Below are 17,953 nucleotides of genomic sequence, written 5' to 3'. Positions count from 1 at the left end.
TCAAAGGGGTAGCGGTGTCAGCGCTATAACGTGCGAGACTTGCGCGAGTTTGACCGGCGTCAGATTTTTCTCCGGGCTGCGGAGAGCGCCATCCTGAGCTGACGGCGCCATTGCGGCGGCTGCAGCGGCCGGTCGAATAGCAAGGCACCGCGTTTCTGCCCCTTGGCGAGCACCGGTTCGGCAAGCGTCGCCGGCAGGAAGGCCGGAAAGACGGCTGATGCAATCGGCCCTGCCGCCCTCGCCTTTGCCAAATGTTCGTAACCAAGGCCGGCGAAGGCCTCGATGGCGGCAGAGATGCGCGGCCCGTCGTCGCCGGCAAGGAAGGCATCGCGGTCGAGACCGGTGGCGGACAGGATCTGCAGCGGAATATAGACCTGGCCGCGGCGGCGATGCAGCGGCATCAGCAGCAACAGGCCGGCAACCGCCTGGGCGACGCCGGCATGGCCGGCAGCGTCGGCCGATCGAGCCGCCTCTTCAGGCGAAAGCACGAGGCTTGCCAGCTGGATCAGGGCGGATGCAGTTTCGCCGGCATAACCTTCAAGCGAGAGACGTGTCTCCATCGGATCGTCATAGAGATCGAAAGTGCGAGCCTCGATCATGTCGATCAGCGTCTGGCGCGGCAGGCGGTGCGCTTCAATCGCCGTCAGAAGTGCCGCGGCGACGGGGTTGGCGGCTGTCGAACCATGCGCGCTGCCTTCCAGCAGGTCGCGCCAGTATTGCAGCCTGACCTCGCCGGGCAACGGCTCGTGCACGAGATCGCGGATACGGGCAAGCTCGGCGTTGAAGGCGTAGAGGGCGGCAAGCGCGCCGCGCTTTTCCTCCGGCGACAGAAGACAGGCGAGATAGCGGTCGCGATCGCTGTCGCGCAGCATCGTCAGGCAGATCTCCTGGTTCGTCGTACTATTCGCTTCCGACATCGTCAGACCGCGATCAATGCCGCGGCGACGGCGCGCTGCTCGGCGAGCATGATATTGAAAGTGCGCACCGCAGCCCCGGTGCTCATCGGATCAGAGGAGATGCCGCGCGATTTCAGTGCCAGCCTCAATTCCTCCGGCAGACGGCGAAGCTCGGTTCCGGTGCCAACGAGCAGAACTTCGATATCACTGGCTTCATCCAGCACGCGACGGAAATTTTCCGGCGACAGCGGTTTCGACATATCCATGTCCCAGCCATGAATGCCGGAGGGCAGGCAAAGGATCGAGCCGCGATGCGACATGTCGGCAAAGCGGAAGCCGCCATTGCCGTAGGTATCGATCGGCGCGCGCCCGGGAAAATGCGCCGCGCGGATTTCTATGCCTTTTGCCATGTTTTCAAACCACCGTGCCGGATCTTACACCAGCATCCGTCTTGTTGCTCTCTTCCTCGTCGGGAGCCTCCGGCCGCAGCCGGAAGACGATCAATACAGGAGCGGCGATATAGATCGAAGAGAAGGTGCCGAGAGCGACGCCGAAGAGCATCGCAAAAGTGAAGGAGCGGATGACTTCGCCCCCGAAGAGATAGAGCGCCAGCAAGGCGAGCAGCGTCGTCGCAGCGGTCAGAACGGTGCGTGACAGCGTCTGGTTGATCGAGGCATCGATCAGGATCGGCAGCGGCATCTTCTTGTATCGCTTGAGGTTCTCGCGCATCCGGTCATAGACGACGACCGTGTCGTTCAGGGAATAACCGACGATAGTCAGCACGGCGGCGATGCTCGTCAGGTTGAAGTCGATGCCTGATAGCACGAAGAGACCGAGCATGATGATGACATCGTGCAGCGTGGCAATGATGGCACCGATCGCGAACTGCCATTCGAAGCGGATCCAGATGTAGATCAGGATCGCCGCCAATGCTGCCAGCACGCCGAGCGTCGCCATCATCGTCAATTCGCCCGAGATGGCGGGGCCGACGACCTCGACGCGGCGGAAATCATAATCCTCCTGGAGCTCGCCGCGAACCAGCGTCGCGGCCGACTGCTCGGCATTCTCGCCGCCGCCCTGGGAGGCGATGCGAATCTGCGCATTCGACGGCCCGCCCGTGCGCTCAACGCTAACCTCACCGAGATTGAGATCATTGAGGCGCGAGCTGAGATCTGCGATGTCGGCATTGCCCTGCTTCGCCGTCACCTCGATGAGCGAGCCGCCGGTGAAATCGATGCCGAGACGCAGGCCGGCGGTGGCAAAGGCAGCCATGGCGATCAGTGAGATGACCGCTGACGCCGTAAAGACATAACGGCGGATCCCCATGAACCGGATATTGGCATGCTCGAAAAGATGGGTCAGGGCGCTCTTCGGCAGATGCCGGGGATGGCGCCCTCTCAGCCAGATCGCGACAATCGAGCGTGTCAGCGTGAAAGCCGTGAACACGGTCGTCAGGATGCCGACCGCCAATGTCACCGCGAAACCGCGGATGGATTCGCTGCCGAGGAAAAAGAGGATGATGGCGGCGATGAAGATCGTGACATTGGCGTCGACGATCGTTGCGAATGCCCGCTGGAAACCACGACCGACGGCCTCTGCAAAGGCATGGGTGGTCTTCTCCTCTTCCCGGATGCGCTCGTAGATCAGCACGTTCGAATCGACGGCCATGCCGACGATGAGCACGATGCCGGCAATGCCCGGCAAGGTGAGCGTCGCGCCGGCAAGGCTGAGCGCCGCGACGATGAGGATCAGATTGAAGAAGAGCGAGACGACGGCGATGACGCCGAGAATGCGGTAGAGCGCGATCATCAGTGCTGCGACCAGCACGACCGCGACGAGGCCGGCAACAAGGCCGCTGAAGATGGAATCGGCGCCGAATCTCGGGCTGACGCTGCGTTCCTCAACGCTCGTCAGCGTCGCCGGCAGGGCGCCGGCGCGCAGCATGATCGCCAGGTCGCGGACGCCGTCCTCGGAGAAATTCGCCGAAATCCGACCCTCGCCACCGGTGATCGCCGCATCGATGCTGGGCGCCGACATCACCTGGTCGTCGAAGACGATGGCAAGGTGCTTGCCGATATTCCGGCCCGTCACCTCAGCCAGCCGCTGCGTGCTTGCGGCATCGAGGCGGTAGGCAATCGAACCATCCTTGGTCTGCGGATCGACGACAGGCTCGATATCGACCATGTTGCTGCCGTTGGCGAAAGCCGTGCGGTCGACGAGATAAGGGACCGGCGGATCGTCCAGCGAATAGAGCACCTGCGATGTGGCCGGCCAGCGGCCGTTCAGCGCCTCCTGCCCGGTCATGCTTTCGTCGATCAGATGAAAGGAAAGCTTGGCCGGCTGGTTAAGCAAGTTCTTCAGCCGTTCGGCATCGACCGATCCCAGCACCTGCACGACGATCCGGTCGATGCCATCGGGGCGAACGAGGAAATTATCATAGCCGAATCCGGCGATGCGGCTGCCAACGATATCGAGTGACCGGGTCCGCGCGGCGGCGACGTCAGCAGTGATGCCGGCGTCGGAAATCTGCAGCGAGAGCTGGCCCTCTTCGCCCTGCTGCAGCGCGACCTCAGGTCCCGAATGCCCGCCGGCCACCGTCAAAGGCTTCAAAAGATCGACCGCCTTCTGTGTCTCAGCCGGATCGGTGATGCGGACGGTGACGGTCTGGCCGTTGCCGGTCAGCCCGGTATAGCGGATTCCGGCGCCGCGCAGCGCGTTACGCACATTGGCGACCACCTCTTCCAGGCGGTCCTTGACGATATCGGAGCGCTCGACCTTCAGAACGATATGCGAGCCGCCCTGCAGATCGAGACCGAGCGTCATGCGATCATGCCGTAACCAGCCCGGCAGGGAGGAACGCTGCGCCTCGGTGAGCAGATTGGGCGCAGCGATGATGATGGCGGCAAACGCGGCCAGCCAAATCAGAAGTGTTTTCCAGCGGGAAAAATGCAACATTCTCTCGACGATCTTCCGATCCGGCGGCCTGCCATTATCGTGTGTTACGCAGCGTCGGCCTTGACTGGTTCACCCTTGACGCGAACGTCCGAAATGCCGCTGCGGACGATGCGAACGCGAACGCCTTCGGCGATCTCGACTTCGACTTCCTTGTCGTCGACGACCTTGGTGACTTTGCCGACAAGACCGCCGCCGGTGACGACCTGGTCGCCGCGACGAATTGCCTTCAGGGTCTCCTCACGCTTTTTTGCCTGCGCGCGCTGCGGACGGATCAGCAGGAAGTACCAGACGACCATCAGCGGCACGAACAGGATGATCATTTCGAAACCGGAGCCGCCGAAACCGGTTGCGGTGTCGGTCGCGCTCTGGGCGAATGCCGGGGTGATGAACATGCTAAACTCCTCAGGCTTGGCGGCGGAACTCCGCCTCTTTTTTCAGGTTGCCGGACTATAATTGCCGCTTCGATGAATGCAACAGAAACAGCCGGAAACAGTACCGATTCCGCTGCCTCATAACCTTTCCGCCGGTAAAACGCCATGGTAGGCGGCATCGAAAGATCAAAGCGGAATGACGCAGCGAAAAACAGGAGGCCTGCGATGACCGAGGAAATCAACACCGCCCTGCTTGCCGAACTGAAACGGCTCGCCGATGCCGTCCAGCGCCTTGCCGGGCCGCCTCCTGCCGTCAACGACTGGGGTGCGGCGGACTGTTTCGTCTGGGCGCCGATGCGGCAGCATTTGCAGCCTGTGAAGAAGCCGAACCGGGTGGCGTTGAAGCTCATCCGCGGCGTCGACCATGTCCGCGACATCCTGCATGAAAATACGGTGCGTTTCGCCGAGGGTTATGCCGCCAACAACGTGTTGCTCTGGGGGGCACGCGGCATGGGCAAATCCTCGCTTGTTAAAGCCGTGCACGAGGATGTCAGGCGCGAAAGCGGCGTCGCGCTGAAGCTGGTCGAAGTCCATCGCGAGGATATTGCCAGCCTCCCCAATCTGCTCGACCTCCTGAAGGACACGCCGTACCGCGTGATCGTCTTCTGCGACGATCTCTCCTTCGATCACGACGACACCGCCTACAAGTCGCTGAAGGCAGCGCTCGACGGCGGCGTCGAAGGGCGGCCGGACAATGTGCTCTTCTATGCCACATCCAACCGGCGCCATCTCCTGCCGCGCCACATGATGGAAAACGAGCAGTCGACGGCGATCAATCCGTCGGAGGCGGTCGAAGAGAAGGTTTCGCTTTCCGACCGCTTCGGCCTCTGGCTCGGCTTCCACAAATGCAGCCAGGAGGATTATCTCGGCATGATCGACGGCTATGCCGATCACTTCAAGCTCGGGCTAGACCGCGGCAAGATGCATGCCGAGGCGCTGGAATGGGCAACGACGCGCGGAGCCCGCTCGGGCCGTGTCGCCTGGCAGTATATCCAGGACCTCGCCGGGCGCATGCGCGTTCACATCGACTGAGCCTAAATCACTTCTCATCAATCCGGCACAGTTTGGTGCGACATGCGTGAAAAAACAAAAGCCCGGCTGTTGGCCGGGCTTTTGCGCTTCCTGGTACGCTGTACCTATTCCAGGAAAGTCATCGGGTTGACCGGAGATGCGTCCTTGCGCACCTCGAAATGGACTTGCGGCTGCTTGACGTCGCCGCTCATGCCGGAGACGGCGACGGTCTGGCCGCGCTGGATCTTCTGGCCGCGGGTGACGCTCAGCGTATCGGCATTGCCGTAGACGGTGACGGTGCCGTCGTCGTGACGAACCAGAACCGTGTTGCCGAGTTCCTTCAGGCCGTTGCCGGCATAGATGACGACGCCGTTTTCGGCGGCCTTGATCGGCGTGCCCTGCGGTACCGAAATGTCGATGCCGTCATTACGGTTGCCGTTGACGTTGGCGCCGTATGAAGCAATGACCTGGCCGCGGACCGGCCAGCGATACTTGCCGATGCCGGTCGATTCCGGCGCGGCCGAGCTGACGTCAGACTTCTTCTCGACATCATCGACCGTCTGGGTGGCAGCCGGCGCCTTGTAGGGCGCGGGCTGAGCGGAGGCCGTCTGCTGGGCGGGTGCCAGCTGGGTCGGCTTCGGATCGACCTTTTCGGCCGGGATCGACGCGGTCTTGATATTGTCGGCAGTGCCGTTCGGGATCTTCAGGGCTTGGCCGACGCGGAGCGAGTTGGCCGAAAGATTGTTGGCCGCCTTGAGATCGTCGACATTGGAACCGGTCGCCTTGGCGATCTTTGCCAGCGAATCGCCTTGTTTGACGACATAGCTGCCGGCGGGCGCTTTCGGATCCTTGCCGGCACCGGCCGGGATCTTGCCGGCGGGATCGGCGCTCGCCATGGTCTTGTCGCGGGCGGAATTGGCGCCGGGAACGACGGCAACCTTCTGCTCCGGCGCCTTGGCCGGTTCCGGCATCTGGCCGGGCTTGGAGAGATCGGCCGCCTGCGACGCCGCCTTGGCGGCATTGCCGCCGTTGAGGGTTGGGATCAGGATCGCCTGGCCGGGCTGGGCGGCAGATGCCGTCTTCAAGGCGTTGACGCGCAGGATTTCCTTTTCCGGAACACCGTAGCGCCTGGCGAGCGTGGCGATGCTTTCACCCGGACGCAGCGTCACGGACGGCGCATTGGTCGCGGACCAGCCGGAGACCTTGGGCGTCGTGCCCGTCGTCAGGGGATCGGGCGTTACCTTCGGCTGCGCGGGAGCCACCAAACGGGGCTTTTCAGCCTGCGGTGAGGCCGGGAAAGGCTGAGCGAGCGCGACTTCCCTTTCCCGCTGCCGGGAGGGCGCAACCGCCGTCGGCGCAGCAAGCTCGGAACGCTGCACCGAAACCGGCGCGGAAGCCATGCGCGCACTCGACGTACGGACCGGATCGTAGCTCGGACGCGAGGGATAGGGCTGGTTCAGCGCATCATTGCCGCCGCCGTAACCCGACTGGCTGGCAACGGCAGAGCCGCCGAGATCGGCGCGCGGCACCGGATCAGCCTGAGAACCGCCCCTGCGCGGAATGGAACTGGTGGTGATCTGATCCTGCCCTGAGGAAGAAAACAAACCGCCGAACCGTGTCACATCGGAACTGCAGCCTGTTGCGGCACTTGCAAGCAGACCCACAACCAGAAGATTACCGGCTGACTTCCCGAACTTCGGCGAAAGACTGAAACGCATTGACTCGACCCACTGAGAACGCAACCATTTGTGAGTCTATTAAAACGCGTTAGTATTACCACACGGTTAAGATGCTGGAATCAGTGCGATATTTTTGAGAAGTTGATAACCATAGCTTACGGGTGAAAAATCGCAGGTGCACGGAGCATCATCTCGAAAACGGCGAGCGGCCTCTCTGATCGTGATGGATGTTCAGATTTTAGGCCGATCCGGCTGAAATCATCTGCACCTATAGCAGCGAGGCAAGGCGCGGAACGATCGGCAGGTATGGTGCTTCGAACAGTTCCTCGCGTTCGAAGCGGCTGCCGGTTTTGGTCAGCCGCACCATGCGACATTCGTTCTCGGAAATCATCAGCGGCGCAATCATCGAGCCGCCGGAAACCAGCTGGTCGGTATAAAAGCGCGGCATCGCGTTGAAGGCCGCCGTCACCAGGATGCGGTCGAAGGTGCCCTCACCCTGCATGCCGGCGCTGCCGTCGGCGTGGCGGATGATGACGTTGCGCAGAGAAAGCGATTCCATGCGCCGCTGCGCAGCCGATGTCAGTGTCTTGTAGCGGTCGATGGACAGAACACGCTCGGCCATGCGGCCTATGACGGCGGCGGTAAAGCCGCTGCCGGTACCGATTTCCAGGACGCGCTGTCCCGGTTTGACCTTGAGGTGATGCAGGATGCGGACGACAAAATCGATGCCTTCAAGGAAGGAGCCGCATTCGATCGGAATCGTCCGGCTCGAATAGGCGTCATCGGCAAATTGCGGCGGCACGAAGAGCGAGCGCTGCGTCTGCTCGACCGCCGTCAGCAGATCGAGGTCGGAGATGCCTTCGGCACGCAATCTGAGGACGAGCGCCGCAAAGCCCTCCTTCTCGGCCAGTCTTGCCGTCAAACCTGTGCTCCGTATCCCAAGGCCCGCGCCACGCGGTCCGTTACGGAATAATCGGTCAGATCCAGTTTCAAAGGCGTTACCGAAATCTTGTTATGCTTCAAAGCGTGAATATCGGTGCCTTCGATGAAGGCGCCGGCGCGTTCGCCGAATTTCAGCCAGTAATAGGGAAAACCGCGGCCATCGGAACGAGCATCGACCTGCAGGTTGAAGGCGAGCTTGCCTTGCATGGTCACCTCGGCGCCATCGACCTCATCGGGACGGCAATTCGGAAAGTTCAGATTGAGGAACGTGCCCTCCGGCAGGTCGAGCACCATCAGCTTTTCCAGAAGAGCCGGCGCATGCGTCTCGCAGACTTCCCAGGGCACGATGCGCGCACCGTCCTCGTAGAGATAGGCCTGGCTCAGCGCGAAGGAGCGCACACCCTGCATGGTGCCCTCGATGGCGCCGGCGATCGTGCCGGAATAGGTGACGTCGTCGGCGACGTTCGAGCCTGAATTGACGCCTGACAGCACGAGATCGGGCTTGATGTCCATCACCTGCCGGATGCCCATGATGACGCAATCGGTCGGCGTGCCGCGCAGCGCGAAATGCTTGTCGGAAATCTTGCGCAGCCGCAACGGTTCGGACAGGCTCAGCGAATGGGCAAGGCCGCTCTGGTCGGTCTCCGGCGCCACGATCCAGACGTCGTCCGACAGTGTGCGCGCGATCCGCTCCAGGGCGGCGAGCCCTTCGGCGTGAATGCCGTCGTCATTCGTAAGCAGGATGCGCATCGCCTCAGGCCGCCCGTTCGATTTTGGTCAATCCGCCCATATAGGGGAGCAAAACGTCCGGAATCGTGACGGAACCATCCTCGTTCAGATAATTTTCGAGGACCGCGATCAGGCAGCGGCCGACGGCAGTGCCGGAACCGTTCAGCGTATGGACGAACCTGTTGCTCTTGTCGTCTTTGCCGCGGTAGCGCGCATTCATCCGCCGAGCCTGGAAATCGCCGCAGACCGAGCAGGAAGAGATTTCACGGAAGGCATTCTGCCCCGGCAGCCAGACTTCGAGATCGTAGGTCTTGCGCGAGCCGAAGCCCATATCGCCGGTGCAGAGCGTCATGGTGCGGAAATGCAGGCCGAGGCGCTTCAGCACCTCCTCGGCGCAGGCGGTCATCCGCTCATGCTCGGCAACGGCGCTTTCGGCATCGGTGATCGAGACGAGTTCGCATTTCCAGAACTGGTGCTGGCGCAGCATGCCGCGCGTGTCGCGGCCGGCAGAGCCTGCTTCCGAACGGAAGGACGGCGTCAGCGCGGTGAAGCGCAGCGGCAGCTTTTCCTGATCGAGGATTTCCTCGCGCACCAGATTGGTCAGCGTCACCTCCGCCGTCGGAATGAGATAGCGGCCATCCGTGGTCTTGAAGAGGTCTTCTTCGAACTTCGGCAGGCTGCCGGTGCCGAACACCGCCTCGGCGCGCACCATCAGCGGCGAGCTGACTTCGGTATAGCCGTGCTCGCGGGTGTGGAGATCGATCATGAACTGGCCGAGCGCCCGCTCGAGCTTCGCCAGCGGCCCCGTCAGAACCGTGAAGCGCGAGCCGGAGAGCTTGGCGGCGCGCTCGAAATCCATGTAGCCGAGCGCCTCGCCGATTTCGAAGTGTTCCCTAGGCGTGTGGTTCCAGCGCGGCTTTTCGCCAACGACACGGGTGACAACATTGTGGTGCTCGTCCTTGCCGACCGGAACGTCATCAAAGGGGATATTCGGGATGCGCGAAAGGGCATCGTTGAGTTCGGCCGTCAGTTGCCGGTCTTCTTCCTCGATCACCGGCAGCAGCGTCTTCAGTTCGGCGACCTCGGCCTTCAGCTTCTCGGCAAGCTCGCCGTTCTTCTGGGCCATCGCCGCGCCAATCTCCTTGGAGGCGAGGTTGCGGCGGGACAGCAAGTCCTGCGCCTTCTGCACGGCGGAGCGGCGCTTTTCATCGAGGGTGACGAGGCTTTGGGCCAGAGGCTCGGCACCGCGCTTGGCAAGGGCGGCATCGAGCGCTTCGGGATTCTCACGGATCCATTTGATATCGAGCATCGTCGTTCCAGGTCGTTGCAACAGAAATGACCCGGCCAAAGCCTGATCAGGCCTCGACCGGATGTTAAGCGGCGTTCACAAAGGGGATTGGGATCGCCGCTCAGACACTGTCCGTCTTGGCAACGTCCGCGGATCCGGTGTCCTTTTCGACCGCCTGCCGGGCACGCTGGCGCTCCACGAGTCGCGCCGCATGGATGGAAATCTCGTAGAGAAGGATCGTCGGTATCGCAAGGCCGATCTGGGACATCGGATCCGGCGGCGTCAACACGGCGGCGACGACGAAGGCCAGCACGATGGCGAACTTGCGCTTTTCGGCGAGCCATTGCGACGTCAGAAGACCGACACGGGCAAGCAGCGTGGTGACCACAGGCAGCTGGAAGACGAGGCCGAAGGAGAAGACCAGCGTCATGATCAGGCTCAGATATTCCGAGACCTTCGGCATCAGGGAAATCGCCACCTCGTCGTGACCCGGCGCCTGCTGCATCGACAGGAAGAACCACATGACCATCGGCGTGAAGAAGAAATAGACGAGCGCGCCGCCCATCAGGAACAGGACCGGCGAGGCGATCAGGAACGGCAGGAAGGCCTGGCGCTCATTCTTGTAAAGGCCGGGGGCAACGAACTTGTAGACCTGGGCGGCAATGATCGGGAAAGCGACCACCAGGCCGCCGAACATCGCCACCTTGACCTGGGTGAAGAAGAATTCCTGCGGCGCGGTATAGATGAGCTGAGCCTTCTCGACGTCGAGATGCGCCCAAATTACGGCTGTCTTGTAGGGAATGACCAGATAGTTGAAGAGATGCTTGGCAAAAAAGAAGCATGCGATGAAGGCGACGAAAAACGCGCCGATCGACCAGATCAGCCGTGTGCGCAGCTCCATCAGGTGCTCGATCAGCGGCTGCGGCTTGTCTTCGATATCACCGCTCATGCCTCGTCCTTCTTCGTCTGCGCCGGCTTCTTCGGCGTTGCAGTCTTTTTGACTGCCGTCGTGCGCTTCGGTTTTTCCACAGGCACGGCAACGGTCGCCGCAGCATCGACCTTGTCGGCAGCCTTCACGCGCGGCTTGCGCACGGGTTTCGGCTTGGCGGCAAGCGTATCGGCCTGGACAGCCGCTGCTGCGACAGGTTCAGGCTGCGCAGGCGCCGACACCAGCGGCGGCGTTTCCGGCAAGCTCATCGACGGCGTCGGGGCCGAAACGGCAGCAGCCGGCACCTCGGTCTTGTTTTCCGTGACCACGGTCGCCTTCTGCAGGTCGGCCTTGATCTCGTTGCCCATCTGGCGAAGCGGGTTCATCGCCTCGCGCAGGCTGTTGACCGGGTTGAGCTTCTGGGCGTCGCTGATCGTCTGGCGGACATCGTCAAGCTCGGCTTCACGCAACGCCTCGTCGAACTGCGCCCGGAATTCACCCGCCACCTTGCGGGCACGCTGCGTCATCTTGCCGAAAGCGCGCAGCATCGGCGGCAAATCCTTGGGACCGACAACCACGATCAGGACGACCGCGATGACCAAAAGCTCGGTCCAGCCAATATCGAACATGCAAGGCTCCTGGACGGGAAGCGCGGGGGCTGCGCTTTTTCCCGGACTTGTTTACTTCGTTTCGTCGGCCTTGTGATCGACGGTCTTTGCCGTATCCGGCGCGTCCTCGTCCGTCATGCCCTTCTTGAAGCTCTTGATGCCCTTGGCAACGTCGCCCATCAGTTCCGGAATCTTGCCGCGACCGAACAACAACAGCACGATGACCAGAACGATCAGCCAGTGCCACATGCTAAAAGAACCCATTACGCTAACTCCCTGTTTCTATGTTCCCACGATGTAAGGATTTCCGACACCGTTTCCAACATCAAGCCCTTCGAACTGCGCTTAATGTCACGGTATCGCCCTTTGTGACAAGCCATTGACCCGCCGAAAAGTGCTGGCTCCATTGTTTTCGCCATGCATGGCAAAAGCAAGACGCAAACCCCTCAATCTTCAGAGGTGCCGCGCGGCGCCAACAACCCCAATTCCTCGAGGTCCATCTGGGTGATCGGGTCTTCGTCCTCGGTCAGTTCGTCGTTCATCAACGGCGAGGGAATATTGAAGTTCGCCGGAATGCGGCCCGACAGCAAGCCCGCTCCCTTCAACTCTTCGAGACCGGGCAGATCACGCAGCTCTTCGAGACCGAAATGGTCGAGGAAATCGCGCGTCGTGCCCAATGTCACCGGCCGGCCCGGCGTGCGTCGGCGGCCGCGGAAACGCACCCAGCCGGCTTCCATCAGCACGTCGAGCGTGCCGCGCGAGGTCTGGACGCCGCGGATATCCTCGATCTCGGCGCGCGTCACCGGCTGGTGATAGGCAATGATCGCCAGCACTTCGAGAGCGGCGCGCGAAAGCTTCTTCACCTCATTGTCATCACGGCGGATGACGAAGGAGAGATCGGCGGCGGTGCGGAAGGCCCAGGCGCCCTCGACCTGCACGAGATTGACGCCGCGCGGCGCGTAGTGCTCCTTCAGCCGCAGCATGATGGCACGCACGTCGGTCTTCTCAGGCAGGCGCTCGGCGAGGAAGCCTTCGGAGACCGGCTGCGACGAGGCGAAGACCAGAGCCTCGGCGATGCGCTCGGCCTCGATCTCGGCCTGCAGGTCGCGGCTCCTGTCTTCGAAATCGCCTTCGAAATCCTCTTCGCCCTTCGGATCAATCAAACCGGCTGCTCCTGCTCCACCACCTGCAGCGTGGCGTGTTTGGGACCGCGGCGCATATAGATCGGCTGAAAGGCACCATCCTGGCGGATTTCGAGCTTGCCCTCGCGCACCAGTTCCAGCGAGGCGGCAAAGGCACTGGCGATTGCCGTGACGCGTTCCTCGGGCGCTGCGAGATAACGCAGCAGATAATGCTCCATCGCCGTCCAGTCACCCACCTCGCCGATCATCTGGGTCAACAGCTCGCGGGCATCGGTCAGCGACCAGACGCTGCGCCGCTCGATCGTCACCTGGGTGACGGCATTGCGCTGCCGCAGCGCTGCATAGGCGGTCAAGAGATCGTAGAGGCTTGCCGCATAAGCGGACTGCTGCCGGTCGGGAATATGCTCGGGCGCGCCGCGCACGAAGATATCGCGGCCGAGGCGGTTGCGGTTAACGAGGCCCTCCGCCGCCCGGCGCATGGCTTCGAGGCGCTTCAGCCGGAAGGCGAGCGTTGCCGCCAGTTCCTCGCCGGAAGGACCGTCGTCCTTGACCTGCTGAGGAATGAGCAGCCGTGACTTGAGATAGGCAAGCCAAGCCGCCATGACGAGATAATCGGCGGCAAGCTCGATGCGGATACGCCGGGCGCTTTCGACGAACTGCAGATATTGCTCGGCGAGCGCCAACACCGAGATACGCGACAGGTCGACCTTCTGGTTGCGGGCGAGATAGAGCAACAGGTCGAGCGGGCCTTCGAAGCCGGCGACGTCGATCACCAGCGCCGGCTCGTGGCTGGCGCGTTCGGCACCATTATCCTGCCACAACTTGTCCATCGGCGTTGCCGCCTGCGGACGTTCCGTGCCCTTCACCGTGTTCACCACCCTGCCCCTCTGCGATCACACGATCGCAAACATCGCCTCGAATTCCGCCCTCAATTCCGCTTCATCGGCGCTATCCGGCGCCGCGAAGCCTGCTTCTACCGCTTTTGCACGGGCAAGCGATAGACCGGCGAGCGGCGGAACATTTGCCACGACATCCAGCATCTCGTCCATATGGCCATTGCAATGCAGCACGATATCGCATCCGCCTGCAATGATATTCGCCGCGCGTTCTCCGATCGTGCCGGAAAGCGCATTCATCGAACTGTCGTCGGAAAGCAGCAGACCGGTAAAGCCGATATGCTGACGGATGATGCCGTCGATCACCTTGCGCGAGGTCGTCGCCGGATTGTCCGGGTCGATAGCGGTGAAGACGAGGTGGCAGGTCATCGCCATCAGTTCGTCCTTCATCGCAATAAAGGGCGGGAAATCATGGGCCTCCAGCTCATCGCGCGAGACGGTGACGACAGGCAGCTCCAGATGTGAATCCGCAAAGCCGCGGCCGTGGCCGGGCATATGCTTCATGACAGGCAACAGGCCGCCGGCCTTCAGCCCTTCGGCAGCCGCCCGGCCCATGGCGATAACGGTCTCGGGATCGCCGCCATAGGCACGGTCGCCGATGACGTTGCTGCTGCCCTCGACCGGCACGTCGAGCACCGGCAGGCAGTCGACATCGATGCCGAGGCTGGAAAGGTCGAAGGCATGCAGCCGCGACATCAGCCAGGCGGCACGCAGGCCGAGCGCCGGATCGCGGCGATAGAGATCGCCGAGCGCCTGGCCTGAGGGATAGCGGGAGAAAACCGGCGGCCGGATGCGCTGGACGCGACCGCCCTCCTGGTCGATCAACACCGGTGCATGCCAGCCGACGCTGTCGCGCAGTTCGGCGACGAGATCGGTGATCTGCTCGGCTTCGGAGATGTTGCGCCCGAAGAGGATGAAGCCCCAGGGCCGCTCGCCCCGGTAAAAGGCCTTCTCTTCGGATGTGAGGGCAAGGCCGCTGCAGCCAAGGATCATCGCTTTTGATTCGGTCATGTCAGAATCATAGACGGCGCCCCGCCAAATGCGAGCAAGGTCCAGCGCGATGCACAAAAAAGAGCGGCGGACCGATCCGGCCCGCCGCTCTTGATGCTGTATTCAGAACCGATCCTATTTGGAGATCAGGCAGCTTCCGCCCGCCGCACGATACTGTTCGCAGAGCGCCGCGGCCTCGTCCTTGGAGCCGGCCGGAATACGGACGCGGTAGAAGGTGCCCTTGCCGGCGATATCGGCCCTGCGAATCTCGTGAGCGCGGCCACCCAGCACGCCGGCGAATTTCTTCGACAGATTGGCATAGGATTTGTTCGCCTCGTCTTCCGACGGCAGCGAGGCGATCTGGATGCCGTAGCCGCCGGCCGACGCGGCCGGCTGCGGCTTTGCGGCAACCGGTGCCGCGGCCGCGACCTCAGTCGTCGTCTGCTGTGCGGCCTTGGGCTGCTGTGCCGGCGGGCGGACATTGCCCTTCTCGGTCACGGTGCCGACGACGTTGACGGGCTGATCGACCGGGCGGGCGGTCGGGATCGGCGCCGTATCACCAATCGCCGCGGTCTTGACCGGACGCACCGGCGGCTCGACCGGGGCGGGATTTGCGGCCTGCGCGTCGGCATTGGCAAGCGGCGGCGCGGCTTCGGCGGGCGCTGCGGAACGCGCATCGGCGGAAGCAACCTCGGCGCTCGCCGGGAAGCTTGCGGCCGTTCCAGCGACCGGCGGGGTCGATGGGGTCGTCTGGGCCGTCAGCGGCGGTAGAGCCGCGGGCGTCGGCTGGGCAGACGGGGTCGCCTTGGCAGACTGTGTCGCCTGGGCAGACTGCGTCGCCTGGGCAGACGGAGTCGGCTGGTCGACGGGCTCCGGCTCCTCACGGGCGACCAGGGTGCCGTCAGGCTTGACGATCATCGTGCGGACCTTGCGCGGCGAAACGGACGGCGTCTTGTCGGTATCGCTTGCCGCGGCGTTGCCGGCGCCGTCCTGGTTCGGCAGCAGACGCGGATCCTCCGTCTCACCGACCGCGGTCGGCGTGACCTGATCGCCGGCGTTGGCGTTCTCGTCGTCCTCAGGCAAGGATTCCGGTGTCAGCGTGCGCTGGACGACATCGACGGGCGCCTCGTCGGAAGACACGAGCGCCTTCTGCTTCGGCTCCTCAGCAGAACCGGCAACGCGGTCGTAGACGGCCTTGTCCTGGTTCGGCACGGTCTTGCCGCCGGGATTTTCCGGAACGACCTTGACCGGCTCCTTGTCGGCAACGATCACGCGCGGCTCGCCGGTTGCGACAATGCCGAGCCCCTCGCCGTTCCAGACGGAGGAATAGACACCATAACCGACACCGGCGAAGACGACGAGCGCGACGGCTCCGGCAAGCAGCCGGCGCATCGACCGGGCACGGCTGAAATCAGCCGCCTGGCTTGCCGATTCAATCCGGACCTCGGAGGTCTCGCGGCGCTCGACCGGCTCGCGCACGCTGCGGCGGAAATCCTCCTCCAGCGCCCGCTCGAAATCGTCAAGGCCATCGGCGATGGTGGGCTTGACCTGCTTTGCCGTGGCGGCGGCCGTATCCCTGGCCGGCGCCGGGTTCTCCCGCGGCTTGGCCGGCTCGAAGAAGCTCGCGATCTCCGCGTCGAGATCGAAATCCAAATCCTGCGTTTTCGCGACCGGCGCGGGCTGCTCGACCGGCGGCAGCGCCGGCACGTGCATGTCCTCGACCGTCTCAGGACGCTCCTCCGGATCGGAGATCATCGCCGGATCGAATGGCAGATCTTCGGTGGAGTCGGCGGCAGGCGCCGCCCAGTTAAAAACCGGAGCAGGAGCCGGCGCCTGCGGCTCAGGAACGACGGCCGGAGCCGGCCGTGCAGAGGCGGCGGACGGCTGAAAAGCCGGAGTTAGCGGCTCAGGCGCAAAAACGGGAGCGGGCCGCGGAGCGACGGCGGCGACCTGCTGCGGCGCAGGGGTTATCGGCTGGGGCGCAGCTTCGATCTGCTCGGAGAAATCGAGATCGGCGAGTTCAAGTTCGATGCCGGCAAGATCCAGCTCGAAATCGTGGCCGGCGAAGGGGTCGTCGGCTTCAGTTACAGGCTGTGGCGCCTGCGAATGTGCCGTTGCGGCAGGCTGGGGCGCAATGACCTCGGCAAGCTGCGGCGCGACCGGCCTTGCGGCTCCAGCTGCATTGGCGGGAACCGGCTCGATCGTAGCCGGCCGGACGGTTGCAGCAGCGACCGGTGCGGGCGCGGTCACTTGCGGCTGGGCAAATGCGGCGGCAACGGGAGCGGCAGCGAAGGGGACTGCCTCGATCGATGTGTCCTGAGGCGAAACAGGCGGCGGATTGGGGCGTTGCGGCACCGGATAACGCGAGACGTCGGCGAGCAGGTCGTCAAGATCGAAAGTGCCGGCGGTGTGCGGAACCTCGGGCACGACCTCGGTCAGCGCAGCATCGGCCTGGATCTCGCCTTCGACAGCGGCGGCGATGAGATCAAAACCGGCGTCTGACCCGAAATCTTCCAACTCGTCTTCGATTTCGACGAAGTCTTCGGCCTCGGCAGGCTCTTCCGACGCGATCACCTCGTCATGGCGATCGAGTTCGGCGGGGAAGCCAAGCGATGGAGACGCGGATTCGAATTCCTCAGACGGCTCGACAGCGACGACGGGGGCCAACTGCTCGACGACGGGGGCGGTCGGCTCGATCACTAGCTGCGGCTCTGCAGCGGGAAGATCGACGTACGGCGCTTCAGCCACCGGCGCTGCTGCGATAGCTTCGGCCGCAGACACCGGCGGAACAACCGTTTCCTCGCGTTTTGCGGCGTGGAAATTGGCAAGCGGCAGCCTGATGCTGGCGGCCGACCATTGCGGCGCCTTGGCGGGCTGCGGCAGCGAAGAGACCGGAGCAGTGCCGATCGACAGCTCAAGCTCCTCGATCAGGTCACGTGCACCGCCGAAGGCCGATTGCACCGATGCCCCGGCAGGCTCGACGGCAAGCTGCTGCGACCGGACCGCCCGGTCGTCGTCGACCGCGTCCCAGTTGCTTGCGGCGGGCTCAACTGCTTCCTCAGCTTCAACGGAGGTGACGGAAGCCGGCTCGGCAACCTCCGCTCTCTCGGCAGCGGGAGAAACATCGAGCGCGGGCTCGATGTAATCGTCAGGAGCGACGTCATCAGAGATCGGCTCGGCGGGCCGGTCAAGCTCTGCGAGCGGACGTGGCGAATCGTAACGATCGAACTCGCGGCCAAGCTCATCCTCGAGATCGAGGGCAGGCTCGCGCCGCGCTTCGGTCGTCGTATTTGCTGCAACACGCGGCTCGAAGCCGACGATCCGGGCAAGTTCAGCCAACGGATCGTCGTCGGCAAACAGATCGCCTTTTCCGCGCGCATCATACGCAAGTTGTTTCTCAGCCATGCCTATCCCACTCGCAAACGCCAACGCTCAAATGCCAGCGCAATGTGGGGAAA

16 protein-coding genes are annotated in these 17,953 nt (G+C 63.2%); 1 reads left to right on the top strand and 15 read right to left on the bottom strand.

Annotated elements, in window-relative coordinates:
* Positions 1 to 59: 59 nt before the first annotated feature.
* Genes QMO82_RS10270 through yajC form a run of 4 tightly spaced genes read right to left on the bottom strand, consistent with a single transcriptional unit; the run spans position 60 to position 4,243 of the window.
* Positions 60 to 917: a phytoene/squalene synthase family protein gene (locus QMO82_RS10270; RefSeq protein WP_183607548.1), complete on the bottom strand. Its 858-nt coding sequence runs from the start codon at positions 915 to 917 to the stop codon at positions 60 to 62.
* Positions 918 to 919: 2 nt separating this feature from the next.
* Positions 920 to 1,306, bottom strand: coding sequence for an Mth938-like domain-containing protein (locus QMO82_RS10265; RefSeq protein ID WP_183607549.1), 387 nt, complete (start codon positions 1,304 to 1,306; stop codon positions 920 to 922).
* Between the two features lie 4 nt (positions 1,307 to 1,310).
* A complete protein-coding gene (secDF, locus tag QMO82_RS10260) occupies positions 1,311 to 3,851 on the bottom strand; it encodes a protein translocase subunit SecDF (protein ID WP_183607550.1) in 2,541 nt (846 codons plus the stop codon).
* Between the two features lie 44 nt (positions 3,852 to 3,895).
* A complete protein-coding gene (gene yajC, locus QMO82_RS10255) occupies positions 3,896 to 4,243 on the bottom strand; it encodes a preprotein translocase subunit YajC (protein WP_097618919.1) in 348 nt (115 codons plus the stop codon).
* A gap of 204 nt (positions 4,244 to 4,447) precedes the next feature.
* On the opposite strand from yajC, the gene QMO82_RS10250 reads away from it, so the two are divergent.
* Complete coding sequence (locus QMO82_RS10250; RefSeq protein ID WP_183607551.1) at positions 4,448 to 5,314, top strand: ATP-binding protein; 867 nt, start codon at positions 4,448 to 4,450, stop codon at positions 5,312 to 5,314.
* Positions 5,315 to 5,418: 104 nt separating this feature from the next.
* Here the strand turns inward: QMO82_RS10250 and QMO82_RS10245 are convergent, their stop codons facing one another.
* The 11 genes from QMO82_RS10245 to QMO82_RS10195 all read right to left on the bottom strand — a co-directional run bounded on the left by QMO82_RS10245 (position 5,419) and on the right by QMO82_RS10195 (position 17,900).
* Positions 5,419 to 7,011 carry a peptidoglycan DD-metalloendopeptidase family protein gene (locus QMO82_RS10245; protein ID WP_183607552.1) on the bottom strand — a complete coding sequence of 531 codons (1,593 nt, stop codon included), beginning with the start codon at positions 7,009 to 7,011 and terminating at the stop codon, positions 5,419 to 5,421.
* Between the two features lie 229 nt (positions 7,012 to 7,240).
* The gene (locus QMO82_RS10240) at positions 7,241 to 7,894 is read right to left on the bottom strand and encodes a protein-L-isoaspartate(D-aspartate) O-methyltransferase (RefSeq protein ID WP_183607553.1); all 654 of its coding nucleotides are present in this window, start codon (positions 7,892 to 7,894) and stop codon (positions 7,241 to 7,243) included.
* Complete coding sequence (gene surE, locus QMO82_RS10235) at positions 7,891 to 8,664, bottom strand: 5'/3'-nucleotidase SurE (RefSeq protein ID WP_017964058.1); 774 nt, start codon at positions 8,662 to 8,664, stop codon at positions 7,891 to 7,893. Before surE ends, QMO82_RS10240 begins: the two co-directional genes overlap by 4 nt.
* A 4-nt stretch (positions 8,665 to 8,668) precedes the next feature.
* Entirely contained in the window at positions 8,669 to 9,952 is a 1,284-nt protein-coding gene (gene serS / locus QMO82_RS10230) for a serine--tRNA ligase (protein WP_183607554.1), read from the bottom strand.
* 100 nt (positions 9,953 to 10,052) lie between these two features.
* Entirely contained in the window at positions 10,053 to 10,880 is an 828-nt protein-coding gene (gene tatC / locus QMO82_RS10225; protein WP_183607555.1) for a twin-arginine translocase subunit TatC, read from the bottom strand.
* A complete protein-coding gene (tatB, locus tag QMO82_RS10220) occupies positions 10,877 to 11,488 on the bottom strand; it encodes a Sec-independent protein translocase protein TatB (protein WP_183607556.1) in 612 nt (203 codons plus the stop codon). The genes tatC and tatB overlap by 4 nt, the downstream gene beginning before the upstream one ends.
* A 51-nt stretch (positions 11,489 to 11,539) precedes the next feature.
* Positions 11,540 to 11,731, bottom strand: coding sequence for a twin-arginine translocase TatA/TatE family subunit (locus QMO82_RS10215; protein ID WP_003538990.1), 192 nt, complete (start codon positions 11,729 to 11,731; stop codon positions 11,540 to 11,542).
* 182 nt (positions 11,732 to 11,913) lie between these two features.
* Positions 11,914 to 12,630: an SMC-Scp complex subunit ScpB gene (scpB, locus tag QMO82_RS10210; protein WP_183607557.1), complete on the bottom strand. Its 717-nt coding sequence runs from the start codon at positions 12,628 to 12,630 to the stop codon at positions 11,914 to 11,916.
* Complete coding sequence (locus tag QMO82_RS10205; protein WP_183607558.1) at positions 12,627 to 13,484, bottom strand: ScpA family protein; 858 nt, start codon at positions 13,482 to 13,484, stop codon at positions 12,627 to 12,629. Before QMO82_RS10205 ends, scpB begins: the two co-directional genes overlap by 4 nt.
* An 18-nt stretch (positions 13,485 to 13,502) precedes the next feature.
* On the bottom strand, positions 13,503 to 14,516 hold the full coding sequence (gene nagZ, locus QMO82_RS10200; RefSeq protein ID WP_183607559.1) for a beta-N-acetylhexosaminidase: 1,014 nt from the start codon (positions 14,514 to 14,516) through the stop codon (positions 13,503 to 13,505).
* Between the two features lie 114 nt (positions 14,517 to 14,630).
* A complete protein-coding gene (locus QMO82_RS10195; protein ID WP_183607560.1) occupies positions 14,631 to 17,900 on the bottom strand; it encodes an SPOR domain-containing protein in 3,270 nt (1,089 codons plus the stop codon).
* Positions 17,901 to 17,953 lie beyond the last annotated feature (53 nt).

This window comes from Rhizobium sp. BT04 (assembly GCF_030053135.1).
GTDB classification, from domain to species: domain Bacteria; phylum Pseudomonadota; class Alphaproteobacteria; order Rhizobiales; family Rhizobiaceae; genus Rhizobium; species Rhizobium binxianense.
Note: the sequence above shows the minus strand (reverse complement) of the source record. Positions and strands in the feature narration are given on the sequence as shown.